This is a genomic window from Streptomyces sp. PT12 (genome assembly GCF_003311645.1).
Classification (GTDB): Bacteria; Actinomycetota; Actinomycetes; order Streptomycetales; family Streptomycetaceae; genus Streptomyces.
The window spans coordinates 33,420-47,133 of the sequence record NZ_QEST01000023.1; the positions used below are offsets into that span (position 1 = coordinate 33,420).

General features: G+C 73.9%; 11 protein-coding genes and 1 pseudogene. 8 read left to right on the forward strand and 4 right to left on the reverse strand.

Annotated elements, in window-relative coordinates:
* Positions 1–70 precede the first annotated feature (70 nt).
* From DEH69_RS02725 to DEH69_RS02735, 3 genes are read left to right on the forward strand one after another with little or no spacing between them, the layout of a single operon-like run.
* Positions 71–1,021 (forward strand): ABC transporter substrate-binding protein, encoded by a 951-nt coding sequence (locus tag DEH69_RS02725; RefSeq protein ID WP_113685247.1) that lies wholly within the window; start codon positions 71–73, stop codon positions 1,019–1,021.
* 14 nt (positions 1,022–1,035) lie between these two features.
* The gene (locus DEH69_RS02730) at positions 1,036–1,980 is read left to right on the forward strand and encodes an amino acid ABC transporter permease (protein ID WP_258534398.1); all 945 of its coding nucleotides are present in this window, start codon (positions 1,036–1,038) and stop codon (positions 1,978–1,980) included.
* An 11-nt stretch (positions 1,981–1,991) separates the two neighbouring features.
* Positions 1,992–2,744 (forward strand): amino acid ABC transporter ATP-binding protein, encoded by a 753-nt coding sequence (locus tag DEH69_RS02735; RefSeq protein WP_113685355.1) that lies wholly within the window; start codon positions 1,992–1,994, stop codon positions 2,742–2,744.
* 92 nt (positions 2,745–2,836) lie between these two features.
* On the opposite strand, the gene DEH69_RS02740 is transcribed toward DEH69_RS02735, so the two are convergent.
* Positions 2,837–3,370: a hypothetical protein gene (locus DEH69_RS02740; RefSeq protein ID WP_113685248.1), complete on the reverse strand. Its 534-nt coding sequence runs from the start codon at positions 3,368–3,370 to the stop codon at positions 2,837–2,839.
* Positions 3,371–3,456: 86 nt separating this feature from the next.
* Here DEH69_RS02740 and DEH69_RS02745 point away from each other — a divergent pair, with 86 nt between their 5' ends.
* Complete coding sequence (locus DEH69_RS02745; protein WP_113685249.1) at positions 3,457–4,425, forward strand: zinc-binding dehydrogenase; 969 nt, start codon at positions 3,457–3,459, stop codon at positions 4,423–4,425.
* A 24-nt stretch (positions 4,426–4,449) separates the two neighbouring features.
* Here the strand turns inward: DEH69_RS02745 and DEH69_RS02750 are convergent, their stop codons facing one another.
* The 3 genes and pseudogenes from DEH69_RS02750 to DEH69_RS02765 form a co-directional block, all read right to left on the reverse strand.
* On the reverse strand, positions 4,450–5,358 hold the full coding sequence (locus DEH69_RS02750; protein ID WP_113685250.1) for a PadR family transcriptional regulator: 909 nt from the start codon (positions 5,356–5,358) through the stop codon (positions 4,450–4,452).
* A gap of 1 nt (position 5,359) precedes the next feature.
* Positions 5,360–6,253 (reverse strand): hypothetical protein, encoded by an 894-nt coding sequence (locus tag DEH69_RS02755; RefSeq protein WP_147255345.1) that lies wholly within the window; start codon positions 6,251–6,253, stop codon positions 5,360–5,362.
* A 195-nt stretch (positions 6,254–6,448) separates the two neighbouring features.
* Positions 6,449–6,628: pseudogene (locus tag DEH69_RS02765) on the reverse strand (DUF6104 family protein); the annotation flags it as partial.
* A 133-nt stretch (positions 6,629–6,761) separates the two neighbouring features.
* Between DEH69_RS02765 and DEH69_RS31230 the strand changes: the two are divergent.
* The 4 genes from DEH69_RS31230 to fxsA all read left to right on the forward strand — a co-directional run bounded on the left by DEH69_RS31230 (position 6,762) and on the right by fxsA (position 13,703).
* Positions 6,762–8,831 (forward strand): trypsin-like peptidase domain-containing protein, encoded by a 2,070-nt coding sequence (locus DEH69_RS31230; protein ID WP_220131163.1) that lies wholly within the window; start codon positions 6,762–6,764, stop codon positions 8,829–8,831.
* 129 nt (positions 8,832–8,960) lie between these two features.
* Complete coding sequence (locus DEH69_RS02775) at positions 8,961–10,025, forward strand: MoxR family ATPase (RefSeq protein WP_113685252.1); 1,065 nt, start codon at positions 8,961–8,963, stop codon at positions 10,023–10,025.
* A 6-nt stretch (positions 10,026–10,031) separates the two neighbouring features.
* Entirely contained in the window at positions 10,032–13,424 is a 3,393-nt protein-coding gene (locus tag DEH69_RS02780) for an SAV_2336 N-terminal domain-related protein (RefSeq protein WP_113685253.1), read from the forward strand.
* A gap of 111 nt (positions 13,425–13,535) precedes the next feature.
* The gene (fxsA, locus tag DEH69_RS02785) at positions 13,536–13,703 is read left to right on the forward strand and encodes an FxSxx-COOH cyclophane-containing RiPP peptide (protein WP_113685254.1); all 168 of its coding nucleotides are present in this window, start codon (positions 13,536–13,538) and stop codon (positions 13,701–13,703) included.
* Positions 13,704–13,714 lie beyond the last annotated feature (11 nt).

Here is a 13,714-nt window from a genome sequence, read left to right on the forward strand (position 1 = left end):
TCGTGACACCCGAAGACGCGTGCCCCGATTCTCACCCCCCGATCTTCCGCCATCCCAGGAGGCTCACCCCATGATCGCCAGCACACCCCGCCGCTCCCGCCTCGCCGCGGTCGGCGCGTTCGCCGTGGGCGCCCTGCTGCTGAGCGCGTGCGGCGACCAGACCGACGACGCGGACAGCGGGGACGAGAGCGCGGCGCCCGAGTCGTCCGCCGAGGAGAACGGGTCCACGGGGTCCGCGGCCGACCTGCTGCCCCAGGACATCAGGGACGCCGGGGAGATCGTCGTCGGCTCCGACATCGCGTATGCCCCCATCGAATTCATCGACGAGAACGACGAGATAGCGGGCGTCGACCCGGACATAGCCGCGGCGCTCGGCGAGGTGCTCGGCGTCGAGTTCACCTTCGAGAACGGCACGTTCGACGGCCTCGTGCTCGGCATGAACAACGGCCGCTACGACATCATCATGTCGGCGATGACCGACACGCGGGAGCGCCAGGAGGGCGCGAGCGCGGACGCCGAGGGCGGCGGCGCCGACTTCGTGAACTACTTCCAGGCGGGCTCCGCCATCCTCGTCGAGGCGGGCAACCCCGAGGGCATCCAGTCGCTCGACGACCTGTGCGGCCTCACGGTCGCCGCCCAGCGCGGCACGGCCAACGAGACCCTCATCGAGGAGCAGCAGGCGTCGTGTGACGAGGAGATCGACCCGCTCATCAGCGACGTCGACTCCGAGTCGATCACCAACCTCCAGAACGGCCGCGCCCAGGCCGTCATCACCGACTACCCGGTGGCGCTCTACAACGAGCTGACCGCGGGCGGCGGCGAGCTGTTCGAGGTCGTGGGCGAGCAGATCGACGCCGCGCCCTACGGCATCGCGGTGCCCAAGGAGGAGACGGAGCTGCGCGACGCCCTCCAGGCCGCGCTCCAGGAGATCATCGACAACGGCACCTACGGCGAGATCCTGGCCGAGTGGAACGCCGAGGCCGGGGCCATCGAAGAGGCGACCGTCAACGCGGGTGAGTGACGCACGTGCCCGATCTGGAGAAGACCCCCTCGTCGGCGCCCGTTCCCGCGCCGCGTGACGCGGTGCCGCCCGAGGCCATCACGGCGGTCCCGGTGCGGCACTACGGCCGCTGGGTGAGCGCCGCGGTCGTGCTGGTCCTGCTCGGGCTGCTCGTCCAGGCGTTCGCGACCGCGGACATCCGCTGGGAGGTGGTCGGCGAGCACCTCACGTATGGCACGGTGCTGCGGGGCGCGTGGGAGACGCTGTGGATCACGCTGCTCTCCATGCTGATCGGCGTGGTGCTTGGCATGCTCCTCGCGGTGATGCGGCTCTCGTCCAACCCCGTGCTCTCCAGCGTCGCGTGGGGCTACATCTGGTTCTTCCGCGGCACCCCGGTGCTGGTGCAGCTCTATCTGTGGTTTAACCTGTCGCTCATCTTCGAGGTCCTGAACGTCGGCTTCTACAAGGACGAGATGAACCAGGTCATCACGTCCTTCGTGGCCGCGCTGCTCGGCCTCGGCCTCAACGAGGCCGCCTACATGGCGGAGATCGGCCGCGCCGGGATCCTGTCCGTCGACCCCGGCCAGACGGAGGCCGCGCACGCGCTCGGCATGAACAGCGCCAAGACCACGCGCCGGATCGTGCTGCCCCAGGCGATGCGCGTGATCATCCCGCCGACGGGCAACGAGTTCATCAACATGCTCAAGACCTCGTCGCTGGTCTCGGCGATCAGCCACGAGGAGCTGTTCCTCGCGAGTACCAACGTCAGCTCCCGCAACCTCGCGGTGATGGAGATGCTGATCGTCGCGACGGTCTGGTACCTCATCCTGACCACCGTCTTCAGCATCGGCCAGTACTACCTGGAACGGCACTACTCGAAGGGTTCGGGCCGGGGGCTGCCGCCCACCCCGCTCCAGCGGATACGGGCCCAGCTCACCAGCTTCAGGACCAGGAGCCAGGTGGGAGGCGAGCGGATATGACCGGCCACCCGATGGTCAAAGCCGAGCAGGTCCACAAGTCGTTCGGGCCGATCGAGGTGCTCAAGGGCATCGACCTCGAGGTCCGCGCCGGCGAGGTGTTCTGCATCGTGGGCCCCTCGGGCTCGGGCAAGTCCACGTTCCTGCGCTGCATCAACCACCTGGAGAAGATCAACGCGGGCCGCCTCTACGTCGACGGGCACCTCGTCGGCTACCGACAGCGGGGCAACAAGCTCTACGAGATGCGCGAGCGCGAGGTCGCCACGCAGCGCCGCGACATCGGCATGGTGTTCCAGCGCTTCAACCTCTTCCCGCACATGACCGCCGCCGAGAACGTCATGGAGGCGCCCGTCCAGGTCAAGGGCCTGCGCAGGGCCGAGGCGCGCGAGCGCGCCGAGCGGCTGCTGGCCCGCGTCGGGCTCGCCGACCGCGTCGACACCTACCCCTCGCAGCTCTCGGGAGGGCAGCAGCAGCGGGTGGCCATCGCCAGGGCGCTGGCCATGGAGCCCAAGCTGATGCTCTTCGACGAGCCCACGTCGGCGCTCGACCCCGAGCTGGTCGGCGAGGTGCTTGATGTGATGCGGTCGCTGGCCGAGGACGGGATGACCATGATCGTGGTCACCCATGAGATGGGGTTCGCGCGCGAGGTGGGCGACTCGTTGGTCTTCATGGACGGCGGCGTGGTGGTCGAGTCGGGCCACCCGCGCGAGGTCCTGGCCAGCCCTCGGCACGAGCGCACGAAGGCGTTCCTGTCGAAGGTGCTGTGAACACCGAGCGCCGGTGAACGCGCGAACGGCTGTGCACGCGCGAACGCCCCGGTCGCCGCGGGCTGATCCCACAAGGCCCGCCCGGGCAGGGCTCAGCGCTCCTTGGCCCACACCTCCAGCGGGTCCCCCGAGCGCGGCGTCAGCCGCCCTGGGCCCGACCAGCCCCACGAGCGGAACGCCTCGCGCGCGGGCGCGCTCCCCGGTGGGAAGGCCGCCATGGCCAGCGGCGCGGTGCTGCGCGCGAGCAGCTGGGTCACCAGGCGGGTGGCCACCTGCTGGTGCCTCCTGCGCTTGACCACCATGAGGCCAGCGAGCACGAAGACCTGCCGGGGGACGGCCAGTTCGCCGATGAGGGCGGGCGGGTCGTCGAACGCGTCCCACCAACGGGCCCCGCGTTCGGCCCTGAAGCCGTACGCGCAGCCGACCAGCGCCGGATCGCCCGCCACCACCAGGTCGAACTCCGGCTGCTGCGCGTCGTGGTCGACGAAGTGCCGGATGAACGCCTCCCGGGTCGACGCCGCCGCTCCCTGGGCGTCCCGGTGGGCCTCCGCGTACAGGTCCCCCAAGTCCTCGCGCTCCGTCTCGGCCTGCCACCTGCTCAGCCGTCGGAGAAACACCGTGCTCATGGCCACATCCTCCCCGCGCCCTCATATCGTGGCACCTGCCGGGGCGTTGTGGAATGTGCGAACCCCGGGCGGTTAGCGTAGGGGCCATGTTCGCAGCCTACGCAGCACGTTTCAGTCAGAAGCACCCGCTCGACGGCCTCGAGTTGGGCGACCGGCCCGAGCCCGCGGACCTGCCGGACGGCTGGACGGTGATCGATGTCCGCGCCGCCTCCCTCAACCACCACGACCTGTGGACGCTGCGCGGCGTGGGCATCACCGAGCGGGCCCTCCCGATGATCCTGGGCTGCGACGCCGCGGGCGTGGACCCCGAGGGGAACGAGGTGGTGATCTACTCCGTCATCGGCGCCACAGGACATGGCGTCGGGCCCACCGAGCGCCGCAGCCTGCTGACCGAGCGGTACCAGGGGACGTTCGCCCAACGGGTCGCCGTCCCCTCGTGGAACGTCCTTCCCAAGCCGCCCTCGCTCTCCTTCGAGGAGGCGGCCTGCCTGCCCACCGCGTGGCTGACGGCGTACCGCATGCTGTTCAGCCAGGCCGGGGTCGGGCCCGGCGACAGCGTGCTGGTGCAGGGCGCCGGGGGTGGGGTGGCCACCGCGGCGATCGTGCTGGGGGCCGCGGCCGGGCTGCGGATCTTTGTCACCAGCAGGGACGAGGCCAAGCGCAAGCGGGCCCTCGACCTCGGCGCCGAGGGCGCGTTCCCCTCGGGGGAGCGGCTGCCGCACCGGATGGACGCCGTGCTCGAGACGGTGGGCGCCGCCACGTGGTCGCACTCGATCACGTCCCTGCGCCCCGGCGGCACCGTGGTGATCTCGGGCGCCACCTCGGGCCAGGCCCCGCCCTCGGCCGAGCTCAACCGGATCTTCTTCCTCGAGCTCAAGGTCGTCGGCTCGACCATGGGCTCCAAGGAGGAGCTGGCATCGCTGCTCTCCTTCTGCGCCACCACGGGGATCCGGCCCCTGATCGACCAGACACTCCCGCTGGAGCGCGCCGTCGAGGGCTTCACGCGGCTCGCGCACGGCGACGTCTTCGGCAAGATCGTCTTCACCGTCGAGTGAGCGCCGGGGCGCGGGCAGCGGGCGTCAGCTCCCCGACGAGCGCAGCATCGCGATCACATGGGCCGCCGCCGTGGACAGCTGGCGGCGGGCCTCGCGCAGGCTCTCCTGGCTGACCCCGTGGTCCCGCGCCGCGTCCCGCACGTCGTCGCGGAACTTGTCGAGCAGCCGCTCCAGCTCGCGCTCCGGGTCCTCCACCGGCTCGGACGGCTCGTCGGTGGCGGCCGAGTGCCACCAGGGCGCCCCCGGCTGCTCGGGGTGCTCGATGAACCGGCTCCAACCGCCTATCTCCTGGCCGATCCCGTCAAGCCCGCCCCACACCGCGTCCATCCAGCCCTCGGCGCCCCCGCCGCCCCGCGCCGCCTGCTCGCGCAGGCGCCTGGCGGCCTCCTCGAAGTGCCGCTTGGCCGACACCGTCGCCTCCTGCGCCTGCCGGGCGTCACGGCGGGCCCTGCGGCTCTCCTCCTTCGCCCGGCGCGCCTCCTCCTTGGCCTGCCGCGCCTGCGCCTGCCAGGCCGCGCGCCCCGGGGCCGAGTCGGTGCCCTCGGCATACGCCGCCGCGGTGGCCTGCCTGACCTCGTCCCGCAGGTGCTGGGCCGAGCCGCTGACGTCCTCCCTGATGTCCGCGGCGAGCGCGGCGAGCGAGTCCCTGATCTCCCGCTCCAGCGCGGTCAGCTCCTCCTCGCGTGAGGCCAACTCCCGCTGCCCTTCGGGGGTGAGGGTGTAGACCTTGCGGCCGCCCTCCTCGGAGTGGGTGACAAGCCCCTCGGCCGCCAGCTTGGCCAGCCGGGGGTAGACCGTGCCAGCCGAGGGCGCGTAGAGCCCCTGGAAGCGCTCCTCCAACAGCCGTATCACCTCGTATCCGTGCCGGGGGGCCTCCCCGAGCAGCTTCAGCAGGTAGAGGCGGAGGCGGCCATGGCCGAAGACGGGGGGCATCTCACAGATCCTTACGCAGGGACGAGGCGACCGGGGGCTCCTGGGCGTCCGGGGGGCGGCGCAGCACGGCTATCGCGCCCGAGACCGAGTGGCATGACACGGATCCGGCGCCCGAGCCCAGGGTGCCGGAGAGGTGCCGGGCGCCCCACAGGCCCGAGACGCCGAGCTCGGTGAACGACGACGAGATCGACCCGCTCGCGGTGCTCGCCTCGACCTTGGCGTCGAGCGGCTCGGCGAGCCGCAGCGCCATCTCGCCCGACACGGTGTTCAGCGCGATGTCGGCGGGGCGCCCCGCCGGGGCCAGGTCCACCACCATGCCGCCGCTGACCGTGTCGGCGCGCAGCAGCGGGCCGCGGGCGTCGATCACTGTGAGCTGTCCCGACACGGAGTTGAACCTGAGGTCGCCGCCGAGGGCCTGGGCCTCCACATCGCCCGAGACGGTGTCGGCGCGGACCGGGCCGCGCAGCCCGACCAGCGTGGTGCCGCCGCTGATGCCGCGCACATTGGCCCGGCCCGTGATGCCGCTGACCACCGCGGAAGCGCCGACCACCCCGACGCTCACCCGGACCGCGGCGGGGACCGAGACGGAGACGACCGCGGTGCGCCGCCACCCCTTGCGGTCGAGCCACTTGAGCCAGCCCTTCCACGGCAGGTCGTCGTACGCGATGGTGAGCTTGCGCCCCGAGCGCCTGACGATCACGGGAGGGCCCGCGACCTCGCTGATCTCGGCGCGCGTCGCGTGGCCCTCGGTGCCCACGACGTTCACCGCGCCGTTGACCAGGCGCACCTCGAGCTCGTCGAAGCGCTCGTCGTCGAAGGTGAGCGTCCGCGCCTCGGCGACCGACCATGTCGCGTCGGCGGCGGACCCGGACTCGGATGTGGACCTGGCCGTCATCGGACCTCCCCTGGCTGCGGACACACAGATATATCGCGTCCTCAGGGAACACGATATATCGCGTGACGCGAAAGTCAAGTCGCGATATCGCGACTACGCCCCACCCAGGCCGCCACCACCCAGGCCGCCGCCACCACCCAGGCCGCCGCCACCACCCAGGCCGCCACCGCCCAGGCCGTCGCCGTCGTCGCCGTCGTCGCCGTCATCGTCGTCGTCGAGGCGCGCCAGCCACGTGGCCAGGCGCTCGACCGGCACCTCGAAGTCGGGGTTCAGATCGACGAACGTCCGCAGCTGGTCGGCGAGCCACTCGAGCGTGACCTCCTCTTCGCCGCGCCGCCGCGCGAGCTCCTCGATACCGCGGTCCGTGAAGTACACGACGTGCTCCCGTGCGCCGTTGGGGAAGGAAAAGCCCAGGATAGGCACGTGTGCGTACCGGCGGTTAACCTGCATGCACACCGCGACGACGGGGGGTCGGATGGCATGGTCGGACAACGGGGGCGCACAGCCGATGGATGTGAACCCCTTCGAGATCCTCGCGCCTCTCGCCGCGGACGCCACGGTACGCATCCATGAGCCGCCCACCGGGTATGACGGGGGCGAGCCGGTGACACGGCCCTGGGGCAGTGGCTTCTTCATCGCCCCCAACTGGGTCCTCACCTGCGCCCATGTAGCACTCCACGGGGGAACGAACGGGGGAACGGACGGGCGGCAAGGCCAGGGAGGAGCGCGCGAAGTGGGCCTGAGCTTCCGGGGCGCGCGTCGGCCGGTCACCGGCCGGGTCGAGTGGGCGCGCCCCGAGGAGAGCGCCACGGGCGGCCCCTGGCCCGCGCCCGACCTGGCTCTGATCCGCCTCCTCGAGCCCGTGGCCCACCCGTGCGTCTGGCTCAGCGAGCGGACCGCGAGCGTCTTCACGCGCAGCGAGGTCGCGTTCTTCGGCTGCCAGGAGACCGCCGACGGCGTCCAGGACGTCAACGGACGCTGCACGATCCGGGGGGAGTTGGGCACCGACGGGCTGATGAAGCTGGGCGGCGAGGACGAGTTCCCCGAGGCCGTGTCGGGCGGGCCCGTGGTCGACCTGCGCCGCGGCGAGGTGATCGGCGTGCTCAAGGCCCGCCGCACCGCGGGGCGCGACGGCGGACTCGCCACGTCCGTCGTCCAGTTGCGCAGGATGCCGGGCCCCGGCGAGGACGGCGACGACCTCTACCAGCGCGTCCTGCACGCCCACGACCGCTACCACGCCGAGCGCCACCGCGACGTCGGCGACGCCGCCGTGCGCACCTGGACCGACGCGCAGAGCGAGCTGCGGGCCGGTCACGGGCGGGCCCTGACCCCGGGGCAGCGCGCCGAACTGCTCGGCCTGCTCTCCGAGTTGCCCCCGCCCGTGTCTACCAGGCGCCTCGACGACCTGGTCACCCCGCTCATCGGCCGCCCCTACCACGGCACCGTCCCAGCCCCGCGCGGCTGGCGCGACGGCCTCGGCAGGCTCTACACCGCGGAGCCAGGGACCGACGAGCTCAAGACCGTGCTGCGGTACGCCGTTCACGCCGCGACCGCCGACCGCCCCTACCCGGCCGCTGGCGACGCCGAGAGCCGCCTGCTGCGCTGGGCCGCGAGCACCGCGGCGAGCGCCGAGCTGCCCCGCTGGTTCCGCACGTCGCTCCACCTGGAGGAGGCCGAGCGCGTCCGCCTGCGCGCCGCCGCCGCCCGTCCTGGGCCCGACCCCTGGGACTTCGAGCCCCGCCCCGGCGAGGAGCGGGCCGAGGTGTGGCAGAGCCCCTATGTGCTCCTGGAGATCACCCCGCACAGCTGGGAACGCGGCCGCTACGACTGGCGCGTGTGCGTGGGGCGCGGCGCCGACGAGCTGGTCTCGATCGACGAGGACTACCGCGAGCGGGGCCCCGCGGCCCCGCCGAGGAGGCTGCGCGCCGCGCTCGAGGAGGCGTTCCGGCGCGGCGACGAGCCCGAGCAGCCGGTGCCGCTCCAGGTCGGCCTGCCCTACTCGCTCCTCGGCTTCCCCGTCGAGGAGTGGCGCCTGGCCCCCGGCGGCCCGAGGCTGGGCGAGCAGCGGCCCGTCGTCATCCGCTGCACCACCCCGGTCCCCGAGGCCGAGGACAGCGACGAGGTGCGGGCGTTGCGCCTGGCCCGCTGGACCAAGGTCCACGTGGGCCGCATGACCCCCGACATACTCGACTGCATCGACGCCACCGCGAGGTCGCTGCCCGAGCCCGCGGTGCTCATCAGCCGCGACCCCGCGACCGTTCCGATCCTGTGCCACACCCCGTCAACGGGAGGCGAGCCCGCGGCGCTGCTTCGGGTGATGACGAGTGGGTACAACGTCATCCTGTGGCGCCGCGAGATCACCGACAGGGAGCGGGCTTGCGCGGACTTCCACCGGGGCGTGGACCGCGTGGTCACCGGCGCGGGCCACGCGGGCAGGCTGCCCGACGCGGTGCGGCGGCTGCGCGCGGACATGGCGGACGAGGCGCCAGGTCCCCACTGGGCCAAGGGACTCGCGCTGCTCTACTCGGATCCCCACCGCCCCCTGCCCGGCATGGACGAGCCGCTGGTGACGCTGTGAGGGGCGGCGCCGCGGGCGGCCCAGGGAGGGCTTGCCGAAGCGAGGTACGGACCCGGCGATTCCCCGGTACGGTCGGGGCACGTTCAGCTGCCCGGACGGTGGACGAGCGACGAGGAGCACACTGTGGCAGTGTCTGAGACGAACCCCGGCCCCCCCGACGGCGCTGCCCCCGGTGAGCCGCCGGACCGGGAGTGGCTCATCTACCGTGGCGCGGGCGAGCCGCACGACGGCATCCGCTCGCTGCCCAAGCCGCCGCCCTGGCGGGACTTCGACGGCCAGCCGCTCGTCGCCCCGGGACCCGCGGCCGACAGCGCCTCCACGCGGCGGCTCGGCGCGTACCGGCACCTGGCCGAGATGCACCGGCCGAGCGCCGACGAGCTGGAGATCATCAACGCCGCGCTCTATCTGCGCCGCCCCCTGCTGGTCACCGGCAGCCCCGGCACGGGGAAGAGCACGCTGGCCCACGCGGTCGCGTACGAGCTCGGCCTCGGCCGCGTGCTGCACTGGCCCATCGTCAGCCGCACCACGCTGGTCGACGGCCTCTACCACTACGACGCGATCGCCCGCCTCCAGGACATGCAGATCGCCGCGACCAGCCGCGCCGCTGGCAGCCCCGCCGCCGTCCCCGGCGGCATCGGCAGCTATCTGCGCCTCGGCCCGCTCGGCACCGCGCTGCTCCCCACCGCCGCCCCCCGCGTGCTGCTGATCGACGAGCTGGACAAGAGCGACATCGACCTGCCGAACGACCTGCTGAACGTGCTGGAGGAGGGCGAGTTCGCCATCCCCGAGCTGGAGCGCCTGGCCGAGCGCGAGCCCGAGGTCGAGGTGCTGACCGACGACGGCGCCAAGGTGACCGTGCGGGACGGGCGGATCCGCTGTCACGCGTTCCCCTTCGTCGTCCTGACCAGCAACGGCGAGCGCGACTTCCCCGCTCCGCTGCTGCGCCGCTGCATCCACCTCGAGCTCGGCCAGCCCGACCACGAGCGCCTGGCCACCGTGGTCCGCGCCCACCTGGGCGACGAGCTGACCCGGGTGGGGGAGGACCTGATCGCCCGCTTCCTCGAGCGCTCCCGCACCGAGCAGCTGGCCACCGACCAGCTGCTGAACGCGATATACCTCACCCACTACGCCGAGCCGCCCACCAGGGACCGGCTGGCCGACACCCTGATCCAGCGACTCGACCGGCCGAGGTAGGCCACCATGTCCGCACCGGCCGACCGGCCGCGCGAAGACCGGCCAGGAGAGGACGGGCCAGGAGGGGATCTGACGACGCTGATCCGCGCCCTGCGCCGCGCGGGTCTCGATCCCGACTGGTCGGGTCTTGCCGACGCGCTGTGGCTCGCGCAGTTCTCCCGGCCGACCGCCGCCCCGGGGGACGGCGGGCCCCGCGGTGCGGCGGGCGACGAGCCGCCGGGGGATCGCGCGGGGCTCCCGCCCCGGCGCCCGGGGCGGGACGGCGGCGCGGGCGACGAGGACGATCCGGCGCGCACCACGACGCGCCCCCTGGGACGGCCGCCGCGCGCGGAGGACGAAACCGTCAGGCTCTACGCGGACCCCGTAGGCTCGGGACACCGGAGCCCCGGGCTGCCCGACGACGCGCTGCGCGTGGGGGTTCCGGCGGCCAGGGCCCTGCCCAGCCTGCTCGACCTGGAGCGCGCCCTGCGCCCGCTCCAGCGCTACCGCCCGCCCGCCAGGCCGCCGCGCCGCGCCTCGGCGCGGGCCCTGGACGAACGGGAGACCGTGGAGCTGACCGCGCGAGCCGGTGGCCTGCTGACCCCCGCGTTCCGCGAGGAGTCACGGGCCCAGACGGAGATCCAGCTGCTGATGGACGCCGCGCCCGCCATGCGGGTGTGGCAGGGCATGCTGATGGAGCTGGCCCAGGTCTTCGGCCGGCTGGGGGCGTTCCGCGACATCCAGCTGCACTACCTCCACGAGTCGCCCGACGGCTCACCCGCCGTCAGCCGCGGCTTCGACCCCGCGAAGGCGCCGCTGCGCCCGGCCACCCAGCTCCAGGACCCGACGGGGCGGCGGCTGACCGTCGTGGTCAGCGACTGCACGGGGCCGCTGTGGCGGGAGGGCACCGCCCACCGGCTGCTGCACCGGCTGGCCGCCCACGGCCCGGTCGCCGTCGTCCAGCCGCTGCCGGGGCGGCTGTGGCCGCGCACCCGGCTGCCCGTGGCGCACGGCCTGCTGCGCAGGGACGAGGGCCCCGCGGGCTCCGCCAGGCTGCGGTTTACCTCCGAGGGACCCGACGGGGCCGAGCCGCGCCCCGGGGCCGTCGCCATCCCGGTGCTGCCGCCGACCCCCGCCGCGCTCGGCGCGTGGGCCGGGCTGCTGTCGAGGCCGGGCGCGGGCGCCGTGCCCGCCGCCGTGGGCTGGGTGCGCGCCGACCAGCCGCCCGCCGCGGCGCCGAGGGCCGGTGGGCCGCCGCGCACGCCCGCGGCGTTGATCGGCCGCTTCCGCGCGACGGCCTCGCCCGCCGCGGGGCAGCTGGCCGTCCACCTGGCCGCCGCGCCGCTCTACCTGCCGGTGATGCAGCTGGTCCAGCGCACCATGCTGCCGGGCTCGGGCCCGGCCGAGCTGTCCGAGGTGCTGCTTAGCGGGCTGCTGCGCAGGCGTGACGGCTCGTCGGGCGACGGCTGGTGGTACGAGTTCGTCGACGGCGTCCACGACGAGCTGCTGCGCGAGCTGGGGCACGACGAGGCGCTGCTGGTGCTCAAGCACTGCTCGGGCTATGTCGAGCAGCGGTTCGGCAAGACCGGGCCCAACTTCCCCGCCCTCGCGCTCGCCCAGCTCTCAGGCGAGGGCGAACGCTCCCCCTCGTCCGCGTTCGACCCCGAGGCCGCCGACCCCGACGAGGGCGATGGACCCGATGACGAGGAGCGGCGCGCCGCGCGCCCGTTCGCCGAGGTGGCGGCCAGGCTGCTGCGCCGCTTCCTGCCCGAGGAGCCGCTGCCGTTCGCCAGGCCGAGGGCGGTGGGCGAGAGCGGCGGCTCGTCCGCGGTGATCGCCCAGGCGCGGGCGCTGGCCGCGCGGTTCGACGCGGACGGCAAGGTCGCGCACCAGCTCGACGCCGTGCGGCTGCTGCGCGGCGCCACCGAGGCGCGGCGCGCCGAAGGCCACGGCACCGACCCCGAGCTGTGGAGCGAGCTGGCCGAGCAGCTGCTGCGGCTGTGGCGCGCGCAGCGCGACGGCGACCTGCTGACCGAGGCCGACAACGCCGCGCGCACGGCCGCCGCGCACCCCGGGTCGCTCGCCGCGCGGGCCGCCCTCGCCCGCGTCCACCACGCGGCGGCGGGGGAGCGCAGGGCGGCGGGCGACACCAAGCAGGCGCTCGAGCTGTGGGGGCGCGCCGACCGGGAGTTCGCCGCCGTCTGGGCCACGCCGGGGCTCGACCACAGGCTGGCCGTCGACCTCACCCTCGAACGCATCCAGGTGCTCTACGAGCAGTGGCGGCTCACGCGGGACTCCGCGCTCCTCCAGGAGAGCATCGGCGTCCTCGAGGCCGTCGCCGAGTCCTGGCCGCCCGACGACCCCCAGCCGAGCGGGCTGCCGCTCGCCCACGGCCGTTCCCTGCTGCGCCTGGCCGCCACCGCGGCGGGCACCGAGCAGGCCACGGTGTACGCGGGGCAGGCGGTCGAGCTGCTGCGGCAGGGCTGCTGGACGCTCGAATCGGAGAACGCGCCGGGCGCACGCCGGGTGCGCGCGCTGCTCGACCTGGTCGACGCGCTGCTGCTCACCGACGACGACTGGCTGTGGGCCGACGAGGTCGTCGCCCAGGCCCACAGGCTGGCGGAGGAACGCGGCCAGATCGCCGCGTGCCACGTGCGCGCCGGGCGCCTGAACGTGCGCCGCTACGAGGCCGACGGCGACCCGGCCGACCTGGAGGCGGCGGCCCGCAGGTTCGAGGAGGCGGGGCGCGCGGCCTCGCGGGACCGCGCCGACTACAGCGACCTGATCGCGGAGTGGGGCGCCACGCTGCTGCGGCGCGCCACGCTGCCCGGCGGTGCGGCGTTCATCTCGCGGGCCGTGCGCGTGCTGCGCGACTGCCGGATGGAGACCCCCGCGGGCGACCCCAGGCTGCCGCACCGGCTGCTGCTGCTCGGCCAGGCCCTCATCGCGCGCTACCGCGAGGAGGAGAACCTGGTGGACCTGCGCGAGGCCGAGCACCTGTTCGGCCGCGCGGCCCACGACGCCGAGACCGAACTGACCGCCGCCCGCGCCTGGTTCGCCCTCGCCGAGACCCACCGCAGGGCCTACCGCCACATCCTGCGGCCCGAGCGGCTCGACCAGGCGGCGCAGGCGTACACGAGCACCGCGCGGGCCGCGCGGGACGCCACCGCCGACCCTGCCGACCCCGACGAGCCGCTGCGCCTCGCGGCGCGGGCGTTCCACCGCAGGGGCCTCGTCCTCGAGGTCGCGCGGCGCCCGCTCGCCGCCAGGGAGGCGTACGAGGCGGCGCGGCGGCTCTGGACGCGCCTCGGCGCCCCCGGCGGCCACTCCGACCCCGAGGGCAACAGGATCCACGGCGAGTACGGGGAGGAGGCACGGGAGACGGACGCGCGCCTGGAAGTGCTTCGACGCGACCGTTGAATACCCTTGCGCCCCTTGCGCCCCCTCACGCGCAGAGGAGGGTTTCTCGCGCGCCCCTGGCGGGAATCTCCGGTTGGCCCCATTGGCGCGCCGTTCCCCGGAGAGGACACCATGAGCGACGCACGCGAGCCGCTGCCTGATCTGCTCGGGCTCAGCCTTGCCGAGCTGCGCGACCTGGACCATCCGGTGCTCACCGAAGTCCTCGAGGAGCTGAGGGACCGCGTGGTCGGCCAGCGCGACGGGCTGTGGGGTTTCACGCAGTTCGACGACATCGTCTGAGAACGACCGAT

What these genes read in the sequence shown, in the direction of transcription:
- DEH69_RS02725 (WP_113685247.1), top strand. Translation starts at nt 71, where the DNA reads ATGATCGCCAGCACACCCCGCCGCTCCCGCCTCGCCGCGGTCGGCGCG.
- DEH69_RS02735 (WP_113685355.1), top strand. Translation starts at nt 1,992, where the DNA reads ATGGTCAAAGCCGAGCAGGTCCACAAGTCGTTCGGGCCGATCGAGGTG.
- DEH69_RS02740 (WP_113685248.1), bottom strand. Translation starts at nt 3,370, where the DNA reads ATGAGCACGGTGTTTCTCCGACGGCTGAGCAGGTGGCAGGCCGAGACG.
- DEH69_RS02745 (WP_113685249.1), top strand. Translation starts at nt 3,457, where the DNA reads ATGTTCGCAGCCTACGCAGCACGTTTCAGTCAGAAGCACCCGCTCGAC.
- DEH69_RS02750 (WP_113685250.1), bottom strand. Translation starts at nt 5,358, where the DNA reads ATGCCCCCCGTCTTCGGCCATGGCCGCCTCCGCCTCTACCTGCTGAAG.
- DEH69_RS02755 (WP_147255345.1), bottom strand. Translation starts at nt 6,253, where the DNA reads ATGACGGCCAGGTCCACATCCGAGTCCGGGTCCGCCGCCGACGCGACA.
- DEH69_RS31230 (WP_220131163.1), top strand. Translation starts at nt 6,762, where the DNA reads ATGGATGTGAACCCCTTCGAGATCCTCGCGCCTCTCGCCGCGGACGCC.
- DEH69_RS02780 (WP_113685253.1), top strand. Translation starts at nt 10,032, where the DNA reads ATGTCCGCACCGGCCGACCGGCCGCGCGAAGACCGGCCAGGAGAGGAC.
- fxsA (WP_113685254.1), top strand. Translation starts at nt 13,536, where the DNA reads ATGAGCGACGCACGCGAGCCGCTGCCTGATCTGCTCGGGCTCAGCCTT.